The sequence below is a fragment of the Candidatus Arsenophonus triatominarum genome, assembly GCF_001640365.1.
GTDB lineage: Bacteria > Pseudomonadota > Gammaproteobacteria > Enterobacterales > Enterobacteriaceae > Arsenophonus > Arsenophonus triatominarum.
In genome coordinates this window covers 412,721-430,246 of the sequence record NZ_LWMI01000016.1, presented here as the reverse complement: position 1 = coordinate 430,246, position 17,526 = coordinate 412,721, and the positions used below count along the sequence as shown (strand labels likewise).

The 17,526-nt window shown below is 37.0% G+C and carries 17 protein-coding genes and 7 pseudogenes; 11 read left to right on the top strand and 13 right to left on the bottom strand.

What is annotated here, in order from left to right:
• Nucleotides 1-101: 101 nt before the first annotated feature.
• On the bottom strand, nucleotides 102-827 hold the full coding sequence (lpxH, locus tag AYJ55_RS16435) for a UDP-2,3-diacylglucosamine diphosphatase (RefSeq protein ID WP_063657290.1): 726 nt from the start codon (nucleotides 825-827) through the stop codon (nucleotides 102-104).
• A 9-nt stretch (nucleotides 828-836) separates the two neighbouring features.
• Nucleotides 837-1,331: a peptidylprolyl isomerase B gene (ppiB, locus tag AYJ55_RS16430; RefSeq protein WP_063657289.1), complete on the bottom strand. Its 495-nt coding sequence runs from the start codon at nucleotides 1,329-1,331 to the stop codon at nucleotides 837-839.
• Between the two features lie 270 nt (nucleotides 1,332-1,601).
• Here ppiB and cysS point away from each other — a divergent pair, with 270 nt between their 5' ends.
• The 3 genes and pseudogenes from cysS to AYJ55_RS16415 all read left to right on the top strand — a co-directional run.
• On the top strand, nucleotides 1,602-2,993 hold the full coding sequence (cysS, locus tag AYJ55_RS16425; protein WP_063657433.1) for a cysteine--tRNA ligase: 1,392 nt from the start codon (nucleotides 1,602-1,604) through the stop codon (nucleotides 2,991-2,993).
• A gap of 217 nt (nucleotides 2,994-3,210) precedes the next feature.
• Complete coding sequence (locus tag AYJ55_RS34740; protein WP_281181163.1) at nucleotides 3,211-3,471, top strand: helix-turn-helix domain-containing protein; 261 nt, start codon at nucleotides 3,211-3,213, stop codon at nucleotides 3,469-3,471.
• 95 nt (nucleotides 3,472-3,566) lie between these two features.
• Nucleotides 3,567-3,806 (top strand): annotated as a pseudogene (locus AYJ55_RS16415) (transposase); the annotation flags it as partial.
• Nucleotides 3,807-3,851: 45 nt separating this feature from the next.
• On the opposite strand, the gene queA reads toward AYJ55_RS16415, so the two are convergent.
• Nucleotides 3,852-4,922 carry a tRNA preQ1(34) S-adenosylmethionine ribosyltransferase-isomerase QueA gene (gene queA, locus AYJ55_RS16410; RefSeq protein ID WP_063657287.1) on the bottom strand — a complete coding sequence of 357 codons (1,071 nt, stop codon included), beginning with the start codon at nucleotides 4,920-4,922 and terminating at the stop codon, nucleotides 3,852-3,854.
• Between the two features lie 107 nt (nucleotides 4,923-5,029).
• Between queA and AYJ55_RS16405 the strand changes: the two genes are divergently transcribed.
• The 8 genes and pseudogenes from AYJ55_RS16405 to AYJ55_RS35180 all read left to right on the top strand — a co-directional run bounded on the left by AYJ55_RS16405 (nucleotide 5,030) and on the right by AYJ55_RS35180 (nucleotide 10,030).
• Complete coding sequence (locus tag AYJ55_RS16405) at nucleotides 5,030-5,641, top strand: acyl carrier protein phosphodiesterase (RefSeq protein WP_063657286.1); 612 nt, start codon at nucleotides 5,030-5,032, stop codon at nucleotides 5,639-5,641.
• A gap of 35 nt (nucleotides 5,642-5,676) precedes the next feature.
• Nucleotides 5,677-5,907, top strand: a pseudogene (locus AYJ55_RS29430) (IS701 family transposase); the annotation flags it as partial.
• Nucleotides 5,908-5,992: 85 nt separating this feature from the next.
• Complete coding sequence (locus AYJ55_RS16400; RefSeq protein WP_063653812.1) at nucleotides 5,993-6,892, top strand: transposase family protein; 900 nt, start codon at nucleotides 5,993-5,995, stop codon at nucleotides 6,890-6,892.
• The gene (locus AYJ55_RS29425) at nucleotides 6,855-7,067 is read left to right on the top strand and encodes a hypothetical protein (RefSeq protein WP_162505641.1); all 213 of its coding nucleotides are present in this window, start codon (nucleotides 6,855-6,857) and stop codon (nucleotides 7,065-7,067) included. The genes AYJ55_RS16400 and AYJ55_RS29425 overlap by 38 nt, the downstream gene beginning before the upstream one ends.
• Nucleotides 7,051-7,416, top strand: a complete 366-nt coding sequence (locus tag AYJ55_RS16395; RefSeq protein ID WP_063653415.1) for an IS630 transposase-related protein — start codon at nucleotides 7,051-7,053, stop codon at nucleotides 7,414-7,416. Before AYJ55_RS29425 ends, AYJ55_RS16395 begins: the two co-directional genes overlap by 17 nt.
• Complete coding sequence (locus tag AYJ55_RS16390; protein WP_162505291.1) at nucleotides 7,340-7,873, top strand: IS630 family transposase; 534 nt, start codon at nucleotides 7,340-7,342, stop codon at nucleotides 7,871-7,873. Before AYJ55_RS16395 ends, AYJ55_RS16390 begins: the two co-directional genes overlap by 77 nt.
• 23 nt (nucleotides 7,874-7,896) lie before the next feature.
• A pseudogene (locus AYJ55_RS16385) lies at nucleotides 7,897-8,574 on the top strand (IS701 family transposase); the annotation flags it as partial.
• A gap of 334 nt (nucleotides 8,575-8,908) precedes the next feature.
• Nucleotides 8,909-10,030 (top strand): annotated as a pseudogene (locus tag AYJ55_RS35180) (IS91 family transposase).
• A 254-nt stretch (nucleotides 10,031-10,284) separates the two neighbouring features.
• Here the strand turns inward: AYJ55_RS35180 and brnQ are convergent.
• The 10 genes and pseudogenes from brnQ to AYJ55_RS16330 form a co-directional block, all read right to left on the bottom strand.
• A complete protein-coding gene (gene brnQ / locus AYJ55_RS16370) occupies nucleotides 10,285-11,595 on the bottom strand; it encodes a branched-chain amino acid transport system II carrier protein (RefSeq protein WP_063657284.1) in 1,311 nt (436 codons plus the stop codon).
• Between the two features lie 567 nt (nucleotides 11,596-12,162).
• Nucleotides 12,163-12,560, bottom strand: a pseudogene (locus tag AYJ55_RS29420) (ATP-binding protein); the annotation flags it as partial.
• A gap of 540 nt (nucleotides 12,561-13,100) precedes the next feature.
• Nucleotides 13,101-13,736 carry a helix-turn-helix transcriptional regulator gene (locus AYJ55_RS16360; protein ID WP_162505640.1) on the bottom strand — a complete coding sequence of 212 codons (636 nt, stop codon included), beginning with the start codon at nucleotides 13,734-13,736 and terminating at the stop codon, nucleotides 13,101-13,103.
• Between the two features lie 239 nt (nucleotides 13,737-13,975).
• Nucleotides 13,976-15,181 (bottom strand): annotated as a pseudogene (locus AYJ55_RS16355) (IS256 family transposase).
• Between the two features lie 131 nt (nucleotides 15,182-15,312).
• A pseudogene (locus AYJ55_RS26585) lies at nucleotides 15,313-15,498 on the bottom strand (glycoside hydrolase family protein); the annotation flags it as partial.
• A 17-nt stretch (nucleotides 15,499-15,515) separates the two neighbouring features.
• Nucleotides 15,516-16,004, bottom strand: a complete 489-nt coding sequence (locus AYJ55_RS16350) for an IS630 family transposase (RefSeq protein WP_063653499.1) — start codon at nucleotides 16,002-16,004, stop codon at nucleotides 15,516-15,518.
• Entirely contained in the window at nucleotides 15,973-16,338 is a 366-nt protein-coding gene (locus tag AYJ55_RS16345) for an IS630 transposase-related protein (protein WP_063653415.1), read from the bottom strand. The genes AYJ55_RS16350 and AYJ55_RS16345 overlap by 32 nt, the downstream gene beginning before the upstream one ends.
• A 33-nt stretch (nucleotides 16,339-16,371) precedes the next feature.
• Nucleotides 16,372-16,641, bottom strand: coding sequence for a glycoside hydrolase family protein (locus AYJ55_RS16340; RefSeq protein ID WP_162505638.1), 270 nt, complete (start codon nucleotides 16,639-16,641; stop codon nucleotides 16,372-16,374).
• Entirely contained in the window at nucleotides 16,601-16,816 is a 216-nt protein-coding gene (locus AYJ55_RS16335; protein WP_281181162.1) for a phage holin family protein, read from the bottom strand. Before AYJ55_RS16335 ends, AYJ55_RS16340 begins: the two co-directional genes overlap by 41 nt.
• A 182-nt stretch (nucleotides 16,817-16,998) precedes the next feature.
• A complete protein-coding gene (locus AYJ55_RS16330) occupies nucleotides 16,999-17,226 on the bottom strand; it encodes a hypothetical protein (protein WP_187153292.1) in 228 nt (75 codons plus the stop codon).
• Nucleotides 17,227-17,526 lie beyond the last annotated feature (300 nt).

Sequence of the window (17,526 nt, the reverse complement as noted above, 5' to 3'; positions counted from 1 at the left end):
ATTTATTGATGGCAAATTAAGAGAGATCGTATCATGGCCGATAAAGAAGGAAAACGTTTACCTAAATTTTTCATCATAGGATTAAGCTGAGATGGGAAACGTTAATAAAAAGGGAAATGCAGCAGTTCGATGGTTTTAGGCGTTATTTTGATCACTGAGCCATTTTGATCCCAGGCACCTAACACTGCTCGGTGTAATATTTTACCATTAACATTAATTTTATGGATAGCAGGTCGATGCATATGGCCATGGATCATCCAATCGACTTGATATTTTCGAAATTTTTCAATTACTGTTTGTTCATTAACATCGGTAATATACTCTGGCTTAAGTTGGGTAGCAGATTGGCTATTCTTACGCATTCTTTCAGCGATGCGGTGGCGGGTAGATAATGGAAGCGCTAGAAATATCCGTTGCAACCAGCCATTATATACTCGTTTTCGATAACGCTGATAGAAAATATCATCAGTACAAAGTGTATCACCGTGTAAAATGAGGATATTATGGCCATGTAGCGTTAATACTTTCTCTGCTGGTAATAAAATCATGCCACTTTCTTTAGCAAATTTCTTACCCAGTAAAAAATCACGATTACCATGAATAAAGTAGCATGGAACACCTTTACTTTGCAGTTCCTTAAGTTCTTGAGCTATAGCTTCATGTAGCAGGCTGGGATCATCATCACCGATCCAATAATCAAAAAAATCACCTAAAATATACAAAGCCTTAGCTTGGCTCGCTTGTTCGCGTAAGAAATGCAGAAAACCGGCAGTGATAGCCGGCTCTTTTTCACTTAAATGTAAGTCAGCAATAAATAAGATTGCCATAGTTTGTAATTATTCGTTAACCGTTATGCGTTTGATGATAACATCTTCAACTGGTACATCTTGATGTAAGCCACTACGACCTGTTTCGACTCCTTTAATTTTATCAACAATATCCATTCCTTCAACTACTTCGCCAAAAACACAGTAACCCCAGCCATTTTGCTGTTCTGAACGGAAATTTAGAAAGTCGTTGTCGACAACATTAATAAAGAATTGTGCTGTGGCTGAATGTGGATCATTGGTTCTAGCCATCGCGAACGTACCACGGTTATTTTTTAATCCGTTATTCGCTTCATTTTTGATTGGATCCTTGGTCGTTTTTTGCTGCATTCCGGGTTCAAAACCGCCACCTTGGATCATAAATCCATTAATAACGCGATGAAAAATCGTGTTATCGTAAAATCCATCACGACAATAGTTTAAAAAATTTTTTACCGTTATGGGCGATTTTTCATCAAAAGTTTTAATGACAATATCGCCTAAATTGGTGTGAAAAGTTACCATAATCACTATCCTGATAAATCGTTATAAGTAATGTAAAAATCAAAAAGCAAAGTAATCAATTTAAAGTAGATCAACTATTTTATACCATATTGGGCTGATTGCGTCAGTATTTGTGGAATATTGAATAATTTCCTTGCGCCTTGTAGTTGCATAACTCAGAATATAAGGCTCCAATAGTTGTGTTTATTGGTAGCAATGGCCTCTTGCATAGTCTTGTAATTAAAATAAACCATTTACCGCATGTACCGGCTGATGATGGAAAAAGTCTCAATGTTAAAAATTTATAATACACTAAGTCGTCAAAAAGAAGAGTTTAGACCAATTACCCCAGGCAAAATTGGCATGTACGTGTGTGGTGTTACTATTTATGATTTATGTCATATTGGTCATGGCAGAACCTTTGTCGCTTTTGATGTGATTAGCCGTTATTTACGTTATTTGGGTTATGACCTGACTTATGTACGTAATATTACTGATGTGGATGATAAGATCATCAAACGGGCAGCTGAAAATAATGAAACATGCGACGCTTTGACATCACGCATGTTGGCTGAAATGTATAAGAATTTTGATGCGTTAAATATTTTGCGCCCTGATTTTGAACCAAGAGCAACTGACCATATTAAAGAAATTATTGATTTGACTGCGCGACTAATTGGGCGTGGCCATGCTTATATTGCAGAGAATGGTGATGTCATGTTCGCTATTAATAGCGATCCTGATTATGGACTATTATCCCGCCAAAATCTCGAGCAATTACAAGCTGGAGCGCGGGTTGAAGTTACGGATGCCAAGCGTAATCCATTAGATTTTGTGCTATGGAAAATGTCTAAACCTAATGAGCCAAGTTGGTCTTCTCCTTGGGGAGATGGGCGGCCAGGTTGGCATATAGAGTGTTCAGCCATGAATGGTAAACAACTGAGTGAACATTTTGATATCCATGGTGGTGGGGCAGATTTGATGTTTCCTCATCATGAAAATGAAATAGCTCAATCATCCTGTGCCCATAATGGCCCCTATGTAAACTATTGGATGCATACTGGAATGGTTATGGTAGATCGGGAGAAAATGTCGAAATCATTAAATAATTTCTTTACCATTCGTGATGTATTGACACATTATGATGCCGAAACGGTGCGTTATTTCTTATTATCAGGGCATTACCGTAGTCAATTAAATTATACCGAAGAAAATTTAAAGCAAGCTCGCACCGCGCTTGAGCGTCTTTATACCGCTTTACGAGATACTGATACTAATAATGTTATATCTACTGATAATGAAATATTTAAGCGGCGTTTTATGCAAGCAATGAACGATGATTTTAATACGCCGGAGGCTTATTCAGTTCTATTTGATTTGGCAAGAGAAATTAATCGACTGAAAGTCGATGATATGGTAATGGCGAATGGATTAGCAGTACAATTACGCCAATTGGCCAATATCTTGGGGTTATTAACACAAAATCCTGAACAATTCTTACAAAGTGGAGCACAAATTTCTCACAGCGCTGACATAGAAAAAATTGAGGCACTAATTAAGCAACGTAATGATGCACGCGAAAACAAATTATGGGCACAGGCTGATTCAGCGCGTTATGAACTGACTAAAATGGGCATTATATTAGAGGATAGTCCGCAAGGAACCGTATGGCGTCGTAAGTAAAAAACAGGTTCAAATTTTAGTCTATATATGGTTGTTAGATTGATTGTTTTTAGCTGAGTTTTGGTTTATTGTGTAAATATAGCTAGGCGACTTAATTTTGATTACAGCATATGTATTAAAATGTATTAGTCTTAACTTAATCCGACAATTCTGATTTAAAAAAGAGCGTTACCGGTTTTAATTAACATCATTAGATAATTAAATAAAAGGTAATTCTATGTATCAAACAAATAATCCTATCATCAAACATAAAGTCGGGTTACTTAACCTCGCTGAAGAGCTTAATAACGTCTCAAAAGCCTGTAAGATTATGGGGGTATCCCGAGATACGTTTTATCGCTACCAGGAACTTGTTAACGATGGTGGGATAGATGCTTTAATTAATCCACGAGTTTCGCACAGGCATATAAAATTCCAGAAATGGCTTATAAAAGCAATGGTTAATTTGCAAGTTACTAAAACGTATAAATTTGTTTAAATTACAATAAGTTGCTTTTAATTTATGAGATTTTGTCTATTTATACTATTATGCTGAATTAAACTTAAAAATAGAGCGTTTTTTATTGGTGCGAAACTCGTGTCAAGAAGAAAATGAAGCCTGTTGAACAGGCTTGTTTCGACAAAGTCATCTTGCGTCATCGTTCTGTCATTGAAACGGTATTTGATGAGTTAAAAAATCTTTGTCAGATAGAGCATACGCGGCACCGCTCTCCTGCTAACTTTGTAGTGAATTTATTAGCAGGGCTGGTTGCATATTGTTTAATTCCATCTAAACCAAAGATACCGGTGGCAGGAACATATCTTCAAGCATAATTGATAATGCTTATCCCGAACTCAGGTTAATTTAATAGTTAACAACTAGTTAGCCACTTTTTCACTCTCTGCTTTAGGATTGTGCGTGATAAACATGGCATCACCATAACTAAAAAAACGGTACTTTTCTGCGATTGCTTTTTGATAAGCATTCATCGTATTTTGATAACCAGCAAAAGCAGATACCAACATAATCAATGTAGACTCAGGTAAATGGAAATTAGTAATTAATGCATCAACAATTTGAAAATGAAAGCCTGGGTAAATAAAAATTCGAGTATCATCAAAAAAGGGGGCAATGATACCTTCTTTACACGCACAAGCCGCGCTTTCTAATGATCGAATCGAAGTTGTGCCAACCGCAATAACCCGTTTACCTCTCGCTTTACACGCCAATATTGCATCAACAGCCTGTTGCGATACTTCAACATATTCTGCATGCATGGTATGTTCAGCAACATTTTCAACCCGCACAGGTTGAAATGTGCCGGCACCAACATGTAGCGTCACAAACGCCATTGCTACCCCTTTTTGCCGCAGCGCCGCTAGTAATGATTCATCAACATGTAATCCTGCCGTCGGCGCAGCAACGGCACCAGGCCGTTGGCCATAAACCGTTTGATAAAGTGTTCTATCAACCTCTTCATCAGGGCGGTCAATGTAAGGTGGTAATGGCATATGACCAATATCATTTAAAATAGCTAACACATCTCGCTTATCCTGAAAATCAATTTCAAATAGCGTATCGTGTCTTGCCAACATAATGGCTTTGACACTTTCATCATCACCTAATAATAATTCAGTTCCCACCTTGGGTGCTTTAGAAGCACGAATATGCGCCAACACCCGATGACTTCCCAATATGCGCTCAATCAATACTTCAATTTTGCCGCCAGACATTTTACGACCATAAAGACGAGCCGGTATAACCTGAGTATTATTGAAAACCAGCAAATCACCTAATTCTAATTTATCAACAATATCAGTAAATATACCATGTGCCAGTTCACCTGTTGAACCGTTTAAAGAAAGTAGCCGGCAATGACTACGTTTGGCTAAGGGATAATGGGCTATTAACTCATCAGGTAATTTAAAAGCAAAATCAGAGACACGCATTTCTTTACACTATTTGATCAAAACAAGCGCACTAGTCTAGTGCGGCGATAAAAACAGTGCAACATAATAAGTATCACGAAAATTAAAAATTCACTTATAATGACACTATGAATTTTCTTGCACACTTACATTTAGCTCAACGAGCACAAAGTTCCTTATTAGGAAATTTAATGGCGGATTTCGTTCGCGGTGATCCTGAAGGCTTGTATTCACCAGATGTTGTGGCCGGGATCAGAATGCATCGTCAGGTAGATAAATTCACCGATCAGCACCCCATTGTGATTAATGCGAAGCAACTTTTTCGACCGCCATACCGCCGAGTCTCAGCGATCACTCTCGATTTAGTTTGGGATCATTTTCTCGCTTTATATTGGGATCAAATCGAAGCAAAACAGACTCTACCCCAATTTGTTCATTATGCTCGCCAACAAATTGAACCAAACCTATATTATACCCCAGAAAAATTTCAAGAATTAAATGAGTATTTATGGTCACAAAACTGGCTGATCCATTATGCAGAACCTGAATATATTAATAATGTATTAAACAGCATGGCGCGCAGACGTCCTAAACTGGTTAATTTAATCGGCTCCTTTGATGATTTTATTCTGCATTACCACGATTTTTCTGCTTTTTTTTGGCAACTTTATCCAGCAATGATCGCTTTTGCCGAAACTCTATCAGACACGAGTTTCGCAATCTCCAAAAAAGAAGTATAAATTTAAAAACAAGAAAAAATTAGGGTGTTCATATTTTGTCCGGTTATCCATGCATTAAAAATATCTATAAAACATTCTTACAAGTAAGCAGTGTAAGATACTCTGGTTTGGCGTTATCAGAAGTAAGCCCATCGCCTTTATCTCATAACACTGTTAGCCGATGGCTAAAAAGTAGATGTTTTCGACCTAAAGACTTATGGCGATTAGTTCAACCTTCTATAGACAAAAAAAGCCCTTGGGTACTAATTACCGATGATAGATTGATTAAAATAGTTGCTGAATAGAGACTTGCATTTTTTGTCACGCTATAGACAATAAAAAGAGGTTTAACTTAGAAAATAACGGTTTGAAATGATCAACAAAGAGCGGTTGTTACGAGATAATCGTTTATGTAAAGCAATCATTGGATTATCAGTCGAAGAATTGAAAAATTTAGCCGCTGAATTTTCAGCTTGTTATTTGATTTATCGGAAAAAGAATCGAAAAGATCACGAGCGGCAGATGGGTGCAGGGCAGAAAGGATTTATCCCAACCCCATTAGATAAACTGCTTTTTATTTTATTGTATTTAAAATGTTATCCGACCTATGATTTGCAAGGACTTCTTTTTGGTTTAGATAGAACACGGGTATGTCGCTGGGTAAAAATATTATTGCCGGTTTTAGAGATGACCTTGGGGCGAGAATGTGTTTTGCCCGCTCGTCAAATTCGCTCTGCTGAGGAATTTTTTCGCGCCTTTCCTGGAGTTAAAGACGTCTTTATTGATGGGACAGAGCGACCTGTCCAAAAGCCTAAGAATCTGCGTCGGCGAAAAAAAATGTATTCGGGAAAGAAAAGACAGACCACTCGAAAAGGGCTTATTATGACTGACGAAACGAGGAAAATTGGATTTATCCCCATGATCAAAAATGGGCGCCGTCACGATAAACGCTTACTCGATAAAGTCGATATAATTCGCCATATTCCCCCTGAGGTAACCATCTGGGCCGATACCGGTTTTCAAGGTATAGATAAACAGCATCCTAATACACAAATCCCAAAAAAAGGAACTCGAAAAAGACCTTTATCGCCTGAACAAAAACAAGAAAATAAAATAATCTCGGGCATCCGTATTACGGTTGAACACGCCATCGCGGGTATCAAGCGCCTCGGTTGTATGACCCAAATTTTACGGAATCGTAGACCCTTTATTGATGATACCTTTTTACTCCTTAGTGCCGGTCTTTGGAATTTCCATCTCAGAACAGCCTAAAATTTACTTCAATCACCGAAATACCCTTATTTCACTATTAAGCAACACGCTTATTGCCAAAACACGTAGTAAAAAAATAGAGATGGTCCATTATCAATATTTAGGTAATGAACATGATGTTATAGCTAGGCGACTTAATTTTGATTACAAGGTGTGTTATGAGTTATACAATTGATTTTCGACGTAAAGTAATATCTGTAAGGAAAGCCGAAGGTTTAACAATTCGAGAAACTGCGAAACAATTCCGTATTGGAAAAGCGTCTTTAGTACGTTGGCTTAAACGACCAGAGCCAAAAAATTCAACGCCACGTAAGAGGAAGCTCGATAAAAATGCTTTAGCAAAAGATGTGGAACAGTATCCAGATGCTTACCAAAAGGAACGGGCAGAGCGATTCGGTGTTTGTAAAAAGACTATTTGGCAATCCCTTAAAAAGCTGGGATTAACCTATAAAAAAAACTCTATTCCATCCAAAAACCAACGAAAGCGACAGGCTGGCACATCAGCAAAAAAGACAACAGTATGAAAAAAAAGATAAATCTGTTGTTTTTATTGATGAAAGTGGTTTTTCACATGACACTCCACGAACTCACGGCTATTCCCCAAAAGGTCACCGTTGTTTTGGCCTGAAAAACTGGGGTGCTAAGGGAAGAACAAATGTTATTGGCGCTTTATTGGGAACAACCCTTTTTGCTATCGGATTATTTGATTGCAATATTAACCGTGATGTTTTTTATGTTTGGATCACAAAAATATTGCTCCCAGAACTTCCTGAAAATTCTGTTATTTTTATGGACAACGCTAGCTTTCACAAAGGTAAGAATATTGAACAGGCAATTATAAACGCAGGACACCAGATAGAATATTTGCCTGTGTATTCACCAGATTTAAATCCTATAGAACATAAATGGTCTCAAGCTAAACGTAAAAAGATGGAAACAGGATGCACTATCGATGACCTGTTTTTAATACATATGCTGTAATCAAAATTAAGTCGCCTAGCTATATTGCTGGCATAGGTTTAGTTAATTTACTTTGGCATAATCTAACAACTGTTGACTCAATTCCTATTGATTATCGTATTTATGATAAAGATTCTGATGGAAAAACAAAAAACACGCACTTTTCCGAAATGCTCGCTCTTGCTAAAAAAAGAGGGATCATACCAGAAGCGGTAGTGATGGATGCCTGGTATTCTAGTCTGGATAATCTGAAATCAATTCGCTCTCATGGTTGGGTCTGGATAACCACGCTAAGGAAAAACAGGATTGTTAACCATAACAAACAACTGAACAAGTTAGACATCTCAGAAGAAGGAACTCCAATACACTTACGAGGCTACGGTTGGGTGACAGTTTTCAAATTTACAGCCAAAAACGGCCGTATTGATTACAGAGTAACAAACAAAGACAATCCCACCCGTCAATACGTCAAATCTATCATGGATGCCCGTTGGTCTGTTGAAGTTTATCAGCGAGAAGTTAAACAAAATTGTGGTATTGAACGCTGTCAGGCTCGCACGAGCCGAGCGCAAAGAAATCATATTTTTCTCGCTGTTTCTGCGTGGTTTGAACAACATAAACGTCATATATCTGAAAAAATAATCCTTTATCAACAAAATTGGGACGTAATCAAAAATGCTATTACTGAGAACATCCGTGTTTTATTAGCGTACCCAAATTAGTTTTGTGCAAAACTCGTGTCAGAAAAAAGAGCGCCATTAATGAAAACAACACGAGTTTCGCACAGGCATATAAAATTCCAGAAATGGCTTAAAAGCAATGGTTAATTTGCAAGTTACTAAAACGTATAAATTTGTTTAAATTACAATAAGTTGCTTTTAATTTATAAGATTTTGTCTATTTACTATATTATGCTGAATTAAACTTAAAAATAAAGCGTTTTTTTATTGGTGCGAAACTCGTGAACCAAGATGGTCGCCTATGGCGACGACTTGTCATTACTTGTTAGTACTGGTATAACCCGATACCTATTGTCTCAATCTTTTGGTCCCTTTTATGTCACCGCGTTTTAGTCATGTTTTTCAATTTGGTCAACGCTGGCTCAATTGGCTTAATTGCCAACCCCCTGATAGTGTCTGCACTGTTGTGATGGAAACCATGGTAAAGCGGCACTTCGCTTATGGGGTGGTCAATTTGGCGCTGCCCTAACCTTCAATGTAATTCTGAGAAACGGGTTAAATTTACCTGCAAAAGTCGAAGCTGCCCCCATTGTGGCGTCAAAGCTTGCCTACAATGGATTAACAATACGCTAGCTTGGTTACCCGAAGCTCCTTGGCAGCACATCACTTCTACCATGCCTTGTGAATATTGGCCTATTATTCGCGCCAACCGTTGGCTTCTCGGTGAAATGAATCGATTAGCCGCTGATGTGATATTAACCATCTGCCGTGACCTCAATATCACCCCGGGCGTTTTCACTGCCATCCATACCTGGGGACGAGACCAAAATGGCATCCGCATATTCATTTTTCAACCACAGCCGGCGGGGTGACTAAAAAGAATACCTGGCGGGATATCAGCTTTTATCGCGAAAACATTATTACACGCTCACCATTCCCGATGAGCTTAAAGCTGAAGGAAGAAGTAAAGCATCATGGAATCAATTATTTAACACTCACTACAAGCGCGGGTGGAATATTAATCTTTCTGATATTCTTTCCAATATTACCCATGTCACCCTTTATCTCGGATTTTATCTAAAGAAACCCCCTGTCTCGCTCAGTCGCTTACGGCGAAGATAACATCACGTTACGCTATAAGAGCCACCGCACGAAAAAACAGGAAGACCTGATCATGACATCCGATGAATTTATTACCCAGTTTGCGTCTCATGTGCCAGAAAAATGGTTTCACATGATCCGCTATTACGGCTTTTTAAGTCCATCAGCACGGATGCGAAAAATGTTAACGGAGGTTGTTTATCCTTTAGCCCAGCAAGATAAAAAACCCGCTAAAAAAGTCACCTGGCGAAACATGTATCAACACGTCTTTAAAGTCGATCCACTTGCTTGTCTCTTATGTGGGAAAAAATTACTTTTCGCAGGAATGAATTTTGGATTGAATCGTAAAGAACTTATGGCACGTCACCATGATCTGGCTTGTTTGCGGTGGCGATAAAAACTCACGACAGGGTAGATCTATCCTTTTGTTCAAAATTGATTAATAATTAATCGTTTTTTAACCATCTATTCCGTTCCTTATCTCAACCTTCAACATAATTTTGGCAAAATTTAGAAGAAAATAAAAAGGATTTCATCATGGCGCAGGTTAATGAGTAACCATTTCGGGTATTAATTTCTTATACATCTAGCTGATTGGAGGCTAGGGTTTATTTCCGATTAAATAACACTCTTTAGGTATCTCGCTTTATATCAGTGTTGTTTAGTACTAATACGATCATAGAATGCAAAAATCACTAAAACGATTAATGAAGGTACCAACCAGGCTAAATCATGAACATAAAGTGGTAATTTCTTCGCAATATCAGGAATAAATGCTTGCAAAAGCTCAGAAGATTTCATCGCACCTAATAAGCCAAAGATTAGACTGGTCAACATAGTTGGCGCAACTACCCTGGATGGGCACTTCCACCATTTCAAGGTAAAACTCATTAAAATCAATACAATACATGGTGGATAAATCGCGATTAATACAGGCATAGAAAATCCAATCAGTTTACTCAATCCTAAATTCGAGATCACCATAGAAAAGATGCCAAGTATCCAGACTAATTTACGATAAAAAATTGGCACATAAAGCGCAAAAAATTCCGCACAAGCACAAGTGAGTCCAACCGCAGTTACCAGACAAGCAACAAAAATGAGTATCGCTAAAAAAAAGCTACCAAAATTACCAAAAGTATGTTGCACATAGGCATGCAAAACATCAGCACCATTGCTGGCATTAGGTAATAAGGTGCCGCTATTCTCACCCAGTTTAAACAGTAAAACATAAACCAATGTTAATAACACGCCGGCAATTAATCCAGCCCACATGGTATAACGGGTTAAAAGAGCAGAATTTTCGACACCACGTGAACGGGCAGCATTAACAATAACAATGCCAAACACCATTGCACCCAAGGTATCCATTGTCAGATAACCATTAATAAAACCATTAGAAAATGCCATTTCAGTATATGATGGCGTTGATATAATGGGTTCACCCGCCGGCCAAAGTACCGCAGCAATGCCCAAAACAGCCAATGCAATCATTTTTATTGGCGCTAAGATATGTCCTACGCTATCGAGTAGTCGTCCTGGATAGAGTGAAATAGCTATCACCACAGCAAAATAAACTAGGCTATAGATAAACAATGAAATCGATGAAACACCTCCTACTAGTGGGGCAATTCCGACTTCATAAGAAACTGTTGCAGTACGAGGTGTGGCAAATAATGGCCCAACAGATAAATAGGCGACAATAGCTAACAATAACCCCGCACATTTACCAATTGGAGCACTAAGCTGTTCGATGCCACCACCTACTTTTGCTAGCGCAATAACTGTAATAACAGGCAAACCGACACCTGTTAGCAGAAATCCAGCTGCCGCTGTCCATACTTGTTCACCAGCTTGCAATCCAACCATAGGAGGAAAAATAATATTTCCTGCCCCTGCAAACAACGCAAAGGCCATAAACCCTAACGCTAAAATATCTCTAGATGTTAAACGATATGCCATAATTATTTGTTAATTTGTTGTTATTTATAATTCAACTTAAGTAGAATCAAAACCTAAACCACTTACTTATTGACGCTGATCTCTGCTGATTTTTAATCAATAAGAATATTTAATTAACCTGATAAATTTAGTAAAAGCAGAAAAATCCACCAATAACAGATTACAACACGAGTTTCGCACCAATAAAAAAACGCTCTATTTTTCAGTTTAATTCAGCATAATATAGTAAATAGACAAAATCTTATAAATTAAAAGCAACTTATTGTAATTTAAACAAATTTATACGTTTTAGTAACTTGCAAATTAACCATTGCTTTTAAGCCATTTCTGGAATTTTATATGCCTGTGCGAAACTCATGTACAAGTAAAACTTATATAATGATAAAAGGCAATAGTAAATCGAAAAAGCAGAATAAAAATCTGAAATAATTTTTATTTAGTCATTGATTTTAGTGTTTACTCAATATACATTACATGATTTGTATAAGATTTAATCAACACTAACATCTATTCATGCAAATGCATTATTTAGTTAAATCTGTTTAACTAAAATTCAGCAAATGAAATTTAATTTTGGCCATTTTTTGTTGTTACAATTAAACTAGACGGTAAAATAAAACTAAACACCGACCCCTTACCTAATTGACTTTCAATATCTAATTGGGAATGCTGGTGTATTAATGCATGTTTGACAATTGCCAATCCCAATCCGCTACCGCCCCCATTCATTCGACGTGAACGCGGTTTATCTGCTCGATAAAAACGTTCAGTTAACCGAGTAAAATGCACTGAAGCAATTACCGGACCATTATCGTGAATAGAAAAAGTGCTCCCTGTTTAATCTGTTGCTAACCAATATGAATAGATGTTTCAACCGGTGTATGGTTAATCGCATTATAGATAAGATTTGAAATGGCGCTTCTCAGTTGCTCTTCGTTACCATAAACTTGTAATTTTTTATCTACCACGAGTTTCGCACAGGCATATAAAATTCCAGAAATGGCTTAAAAGCAATGGTTAATTTGCAAGTTACTAAAACGTATAAATTTGTTTAAATTACAATAAGTTGCTTTTAATTTATAAGATTTTGTCTATTTACTATATTATGCTGAATTAAACTGAAAAATAGAGCGTTTTTTTATTGGTTCGAAACTCGTGTTTATTTCTTATCCCGAACTCAGGTTAAATCTAAATTTAAAACAAATTCATTAACCGGATTGTTAACAATATTTCATGTGCGTTTGGTGCTTTTTGCATTGTACGGTTATCGAAAACAAACAGGGAATGACAACGATGAGAAATAATTTATGATCCCTTTAAGGGATCTATTACTGTTTTTTGATTGAGATAATAATGCTTTAACAATTAAAAAAGAGCCATGTGCTTTTTGACTCTATCACTAATAATAAAAATGCATTCCAATACTAGGGAAAACACAACCAGTCACAAGAACTGATTTTAATATCAGAATATTAAATTCTAAAGGGGAGATTTCTCCCCTTCAACTATAGCAATCCCTTTAGTAAAAATGGCGGGATGTAATTATCAAAGCCTTCAGCGATACCATAATCTCTCAGTTGTTTTCGTGAGTAAATATCAATCTTTCTATATATCTGTTGTATTATTTGCTCTACAACACAAGAATAGGTACCTAAACGCAATGCGATTTCTTGATTACTCATAAGTTTCATCGCGAAAAAAAGCACATTAAGTTCTTCAGTAGTAAATGAATTATTCGGTGGGTGATTTGTTAAAAAAGAAAAAGTGGTCGGTTGTTTAAAAAAATATTTTGATACTAATAGGGGGTGTATCTTTTTCGCATGAAATATAGTCCCTGTAATTTTATTCTGGTTGTAATAGGGAATATGTTTAATGAAAGAAGATTCCGATATATTCTCTTTATACTTCCATGTTGTATACGTACTAATATAAAGCATTGGCTTAGCTAACTTCAGAGCTATTTGGTCATACTTATCGAATGTATCTGCATATTCATTCCATGAAGCAGGACATTCAGAAGCTAGTTTTCCTTCAATATTGAAGTTTATTGGCAAACAAGAATCAAGAATGACAGTTTTATTAGCGTAGATAAAACGAGATTCAGTATCTTTCATACCCCAACTTTCTACCTGTCTTCCCATAAACGAGATAATGTGATTTGTTAATACATTGCTTATATTCATAATTTTAACATGTTAATAAATCAATAACCTCAATTAATAGTATTTTTTTATAAAACGCAAGAAGCAGCAAAAAATTAAAATTGACGAAAGAAGAAATCATACGCTATAGTTTATTTGCATCTGCAAAATCAGATGTCGGGATTGACCTCCTGCTGAAGTTAACCGCGAGGGTGTTCATAATTCTGTGTCAGGGGATTTTATATTTTGATTATACCATCTAGGCGCCCTTTAAAATAGATGGACAATTGAGCAATGGTTAACGCCCAGTTACTAATCGGCATAGTCCATTTGTTGGATACCTGATTGATGCCAATATAAAGTAATTTTAATAAGCTGTTTTCATTAGGAAAAGCCCCTTTGGTTTTAGTTAATTTCCTAAACTGCCGATGAACCGCCTCTACTGCATTGGTCGTATAAATGGGTTTTTAATGGCTTTAGGGTATCGAAAATAAGCACTGAGCAACTCCCATTTACTTCGCCAGGATTCTAGCACTATCGGGTATTTTTCATCCCATTTCGTTTCCAGTTCATCAAGGGCAAGCTCAGCAGCCGCTTTAGTATCTGCACGATAAACCGGCTTAAAATCAGCCATAAAGGCTTTTTGGTCTTTACTGGCAATATAACGTAAGCTATTGCAAATTTGATGAACTACGCATAGCTGAACTTCTGTCTGCGGGAAAATACTGGCTATCGCTTCTGGAAACCCTTTTAATCCGTCAATACAAGCGATTAAAATATCTTGTATACCACGGTTATGTAAGTCAGTCAGAACGCTCAGCCAATGATGTGCTCCTTCTGTTTTAGACATATAGAGTCCTAACAATTCCTTATGCCCATCGGTGGTTAGTCCAAGTACTGTGTAGATTGCCTTATTGATATAGTGACCATCATGTTTTATCTTGTAATGAATGGCATCGAGCCAGACAAAAGGATAGAGCGCCTCCAGAGGGTGTTGTTGCCAGGCTTTTAATTCAGGGAGTAATTGTCAGTAATATGCGTAATAGCTCCATCTGATATTTCCAGTCCATATAATTCTGCAACATGTTTTTGAATATCACGATAACTCATGCCTAATGCAAATATAACGATAGGATTTTGTTATCAATATCCTCTGATAATTTTGTCTGATTTTTCTTAATGAGCTGAGGCTAAAAAGCACCTGACCTGTCTCTGGGCGTTTTCAGTTCAAATTGACCTGATGTCGATTTAACCGTTTTTCGAGTATAGCCATTTTTACGCGTATCGATTGACGTTGTCGATAGGTAGTGTTCTATTTCTGCCTGCAGGGCAGCTTCGGTCAGCTGTTTTATGAGTGGTGTGAGTATTCCATCCGTACCGAGTAAATTTTTACCTGATTGTAATTGCTTCAACGCTTCATCAAAATTAAATGATTGATTTCTCATATGTCATACCTCTTTTTTTGAGTTTAAGATATGACACAGGTTTTTGAACACTACTTAAGTTGCTTTTAATTTATAAGATTTTGTCTAATTTATATATTATGCTGAATTAAACTTAAAAATAGAGCGTTTTTTTATTGGTGCGAAACTCGTGAACATATTACGCTCTCAATTTCCCGACGGGTAATTATCCCTTTCCAAATTTCGCCTTTCACATAAACCCACCGCTTCATTTCATCACATGCCCCTTTTCGGTCATTGTTGTTGAGCTTTTTGAGCAAGGTCGATTTGGCAAAATTGCCCACGCCCACGTTATAGCTAGGCGACTTAATTTTGATTACAGCATATGTATTAAAAACAGGTCATCGATAGTGCATCCTGTTTCCATCTTTTTACGTTTAGCTTGAGACCATTTATGTTCTATAGGATTTAAATCTGGTGAATACACAGGCAAATATTCTATCTGGTGTCCTGCGTTTATAATTGCCTGTTCAATATTCTTACCTTTGTGAAAGCTAGCGTTGTCCATAAAAATAACAGAATTTTCAGGAAGTTCTGGGAGCAATATTTTTGTGATCCAAACATAAAAAACATCACGATTAATATTGCAATCAAATAATCCGATAGCAAAAAGGGTTGTTCCCAATAAAGCGCCAATAACATTTGTTCTTCCCTTAGCACCCCAGTTTTTCAGGCCAAAACAACGGTGACCTTTTGGGGAATAGCCGTGAGTTCGTGGAGTGTCATGTGAAAAACCACTTTCATCAATAAAAACAACAGATTTATCTTTTTTTTCATACTGTTGTCTTTTTTGCTGATGTGCCAGCCTGTCGCTTTCGTTGGTTTTTGGATGGAATAGAGTTTTTTTTATAGGTTAATCCCAGCTTTTTAAGGGATTGCCAAATAGTCTTTTTACAAACACCGAATCGCTCTGCCCGTTCCTTTTGGTAAGCATCTGGATACTGTTCCACATCTTTTGCTAAAGCATTTTTATCGAGCTTCCTCTTACGTGGCGTTGAATTTTTTGGCTCTGGTCGTTTAAGCCAACGTACTAAAGACGCTTTTCCAATACGGAATTGTTTCGCAGTTTCTCGAATTGTTAAACCTTCGGCTTTCCTTACAGATATTACTTTACGTCGAAAATCAATTGTATAACTCATAACACACCTTGTAATCAAAATTAAGTCGCCTAGCTATAGCGTGTTGATATTGACCTTAATCAACGGGTCAACATAACGTTTAACGGCTTTTAAATCGTCATTAAGCCACTTATCGCAGTCTTCTTGCGTGTACATCCGGTTACGCACAATATCCTTGCCTGTATGACCATAACAAACAGAGAGTACACCACCTCCATCGAAGTAAGGTTTAAATTTTAATCCTTCAAAATGCGTTATCATCGTTGAGGCTAAAAACAACGCACTACCGCCCGTTGCCATCAATATTTTTTTCGGTATCTTCATACTGACGTTCCTTGAGTTTGTACTCCTTTTTGCGGTAGTACACGTTGATAAAAAATGTCCCTATCGTGCAGACAATACCCATCACAGCTACCCACTGCTCAAGGGTAAAAAAACCTAAGATAGTTGTCATAATGCTCCAGAGGTAGGCCGTCGGGGTTGAGTATTTTTCAGACATACGCATATACCCTACCTTTGAGGGTTCCATTGCTTTAAATTAACAGGGAGCCAACCGCCTTACTTGTTTAGACTATTTGATTTGTGAGTATTGCCGTGGCGTAAATAAAAACGCCCCGCAAAAGCGAGGCCTTATTAATTTTTTGGTGAGTACGATATTAAAAGTGAAATTAGTTAAAAATATTATTTATTATTATATTTAACCATATTTTCCAAACCAACTTTATGGTCGTAAGGGTAAGGATCTTTAAAGGGCTGATCATGTCCAAAAGCAGCCCTTAGCCCATATAATTTTGCTTGCTTATCTACAGCGCGTCTGTACTCCTGTACTGTAACATGTAATTTAGTGCTTTTATTCTCATTCTTGTCTGCACTAAAATGATAGATTACCGGAATGTCATCAAATTTCACGGTCTTATTATTAACATTATTTTTTGTTAAAAATGCTTTATCTCTCTCATTTTTTGAGAATAACACGAGTTTCGCACCAATAAAAAAACGCTCTATTTTTAAGTTTAATTCAGCATAATATATAAATAGACAAAATCTTATAAATTAAAAGCAACTTATTGTAATTTAAACAAATTTATACGTTTTAGTAACTTGCAAATTAACCATTGCTTTTAAGCCATTTCTGGAATTTTATATGCCTGTGCGAAACTCGTGAATGATTCCGCTGATGATATGGATGCAAATTGGCTAGGACAACTT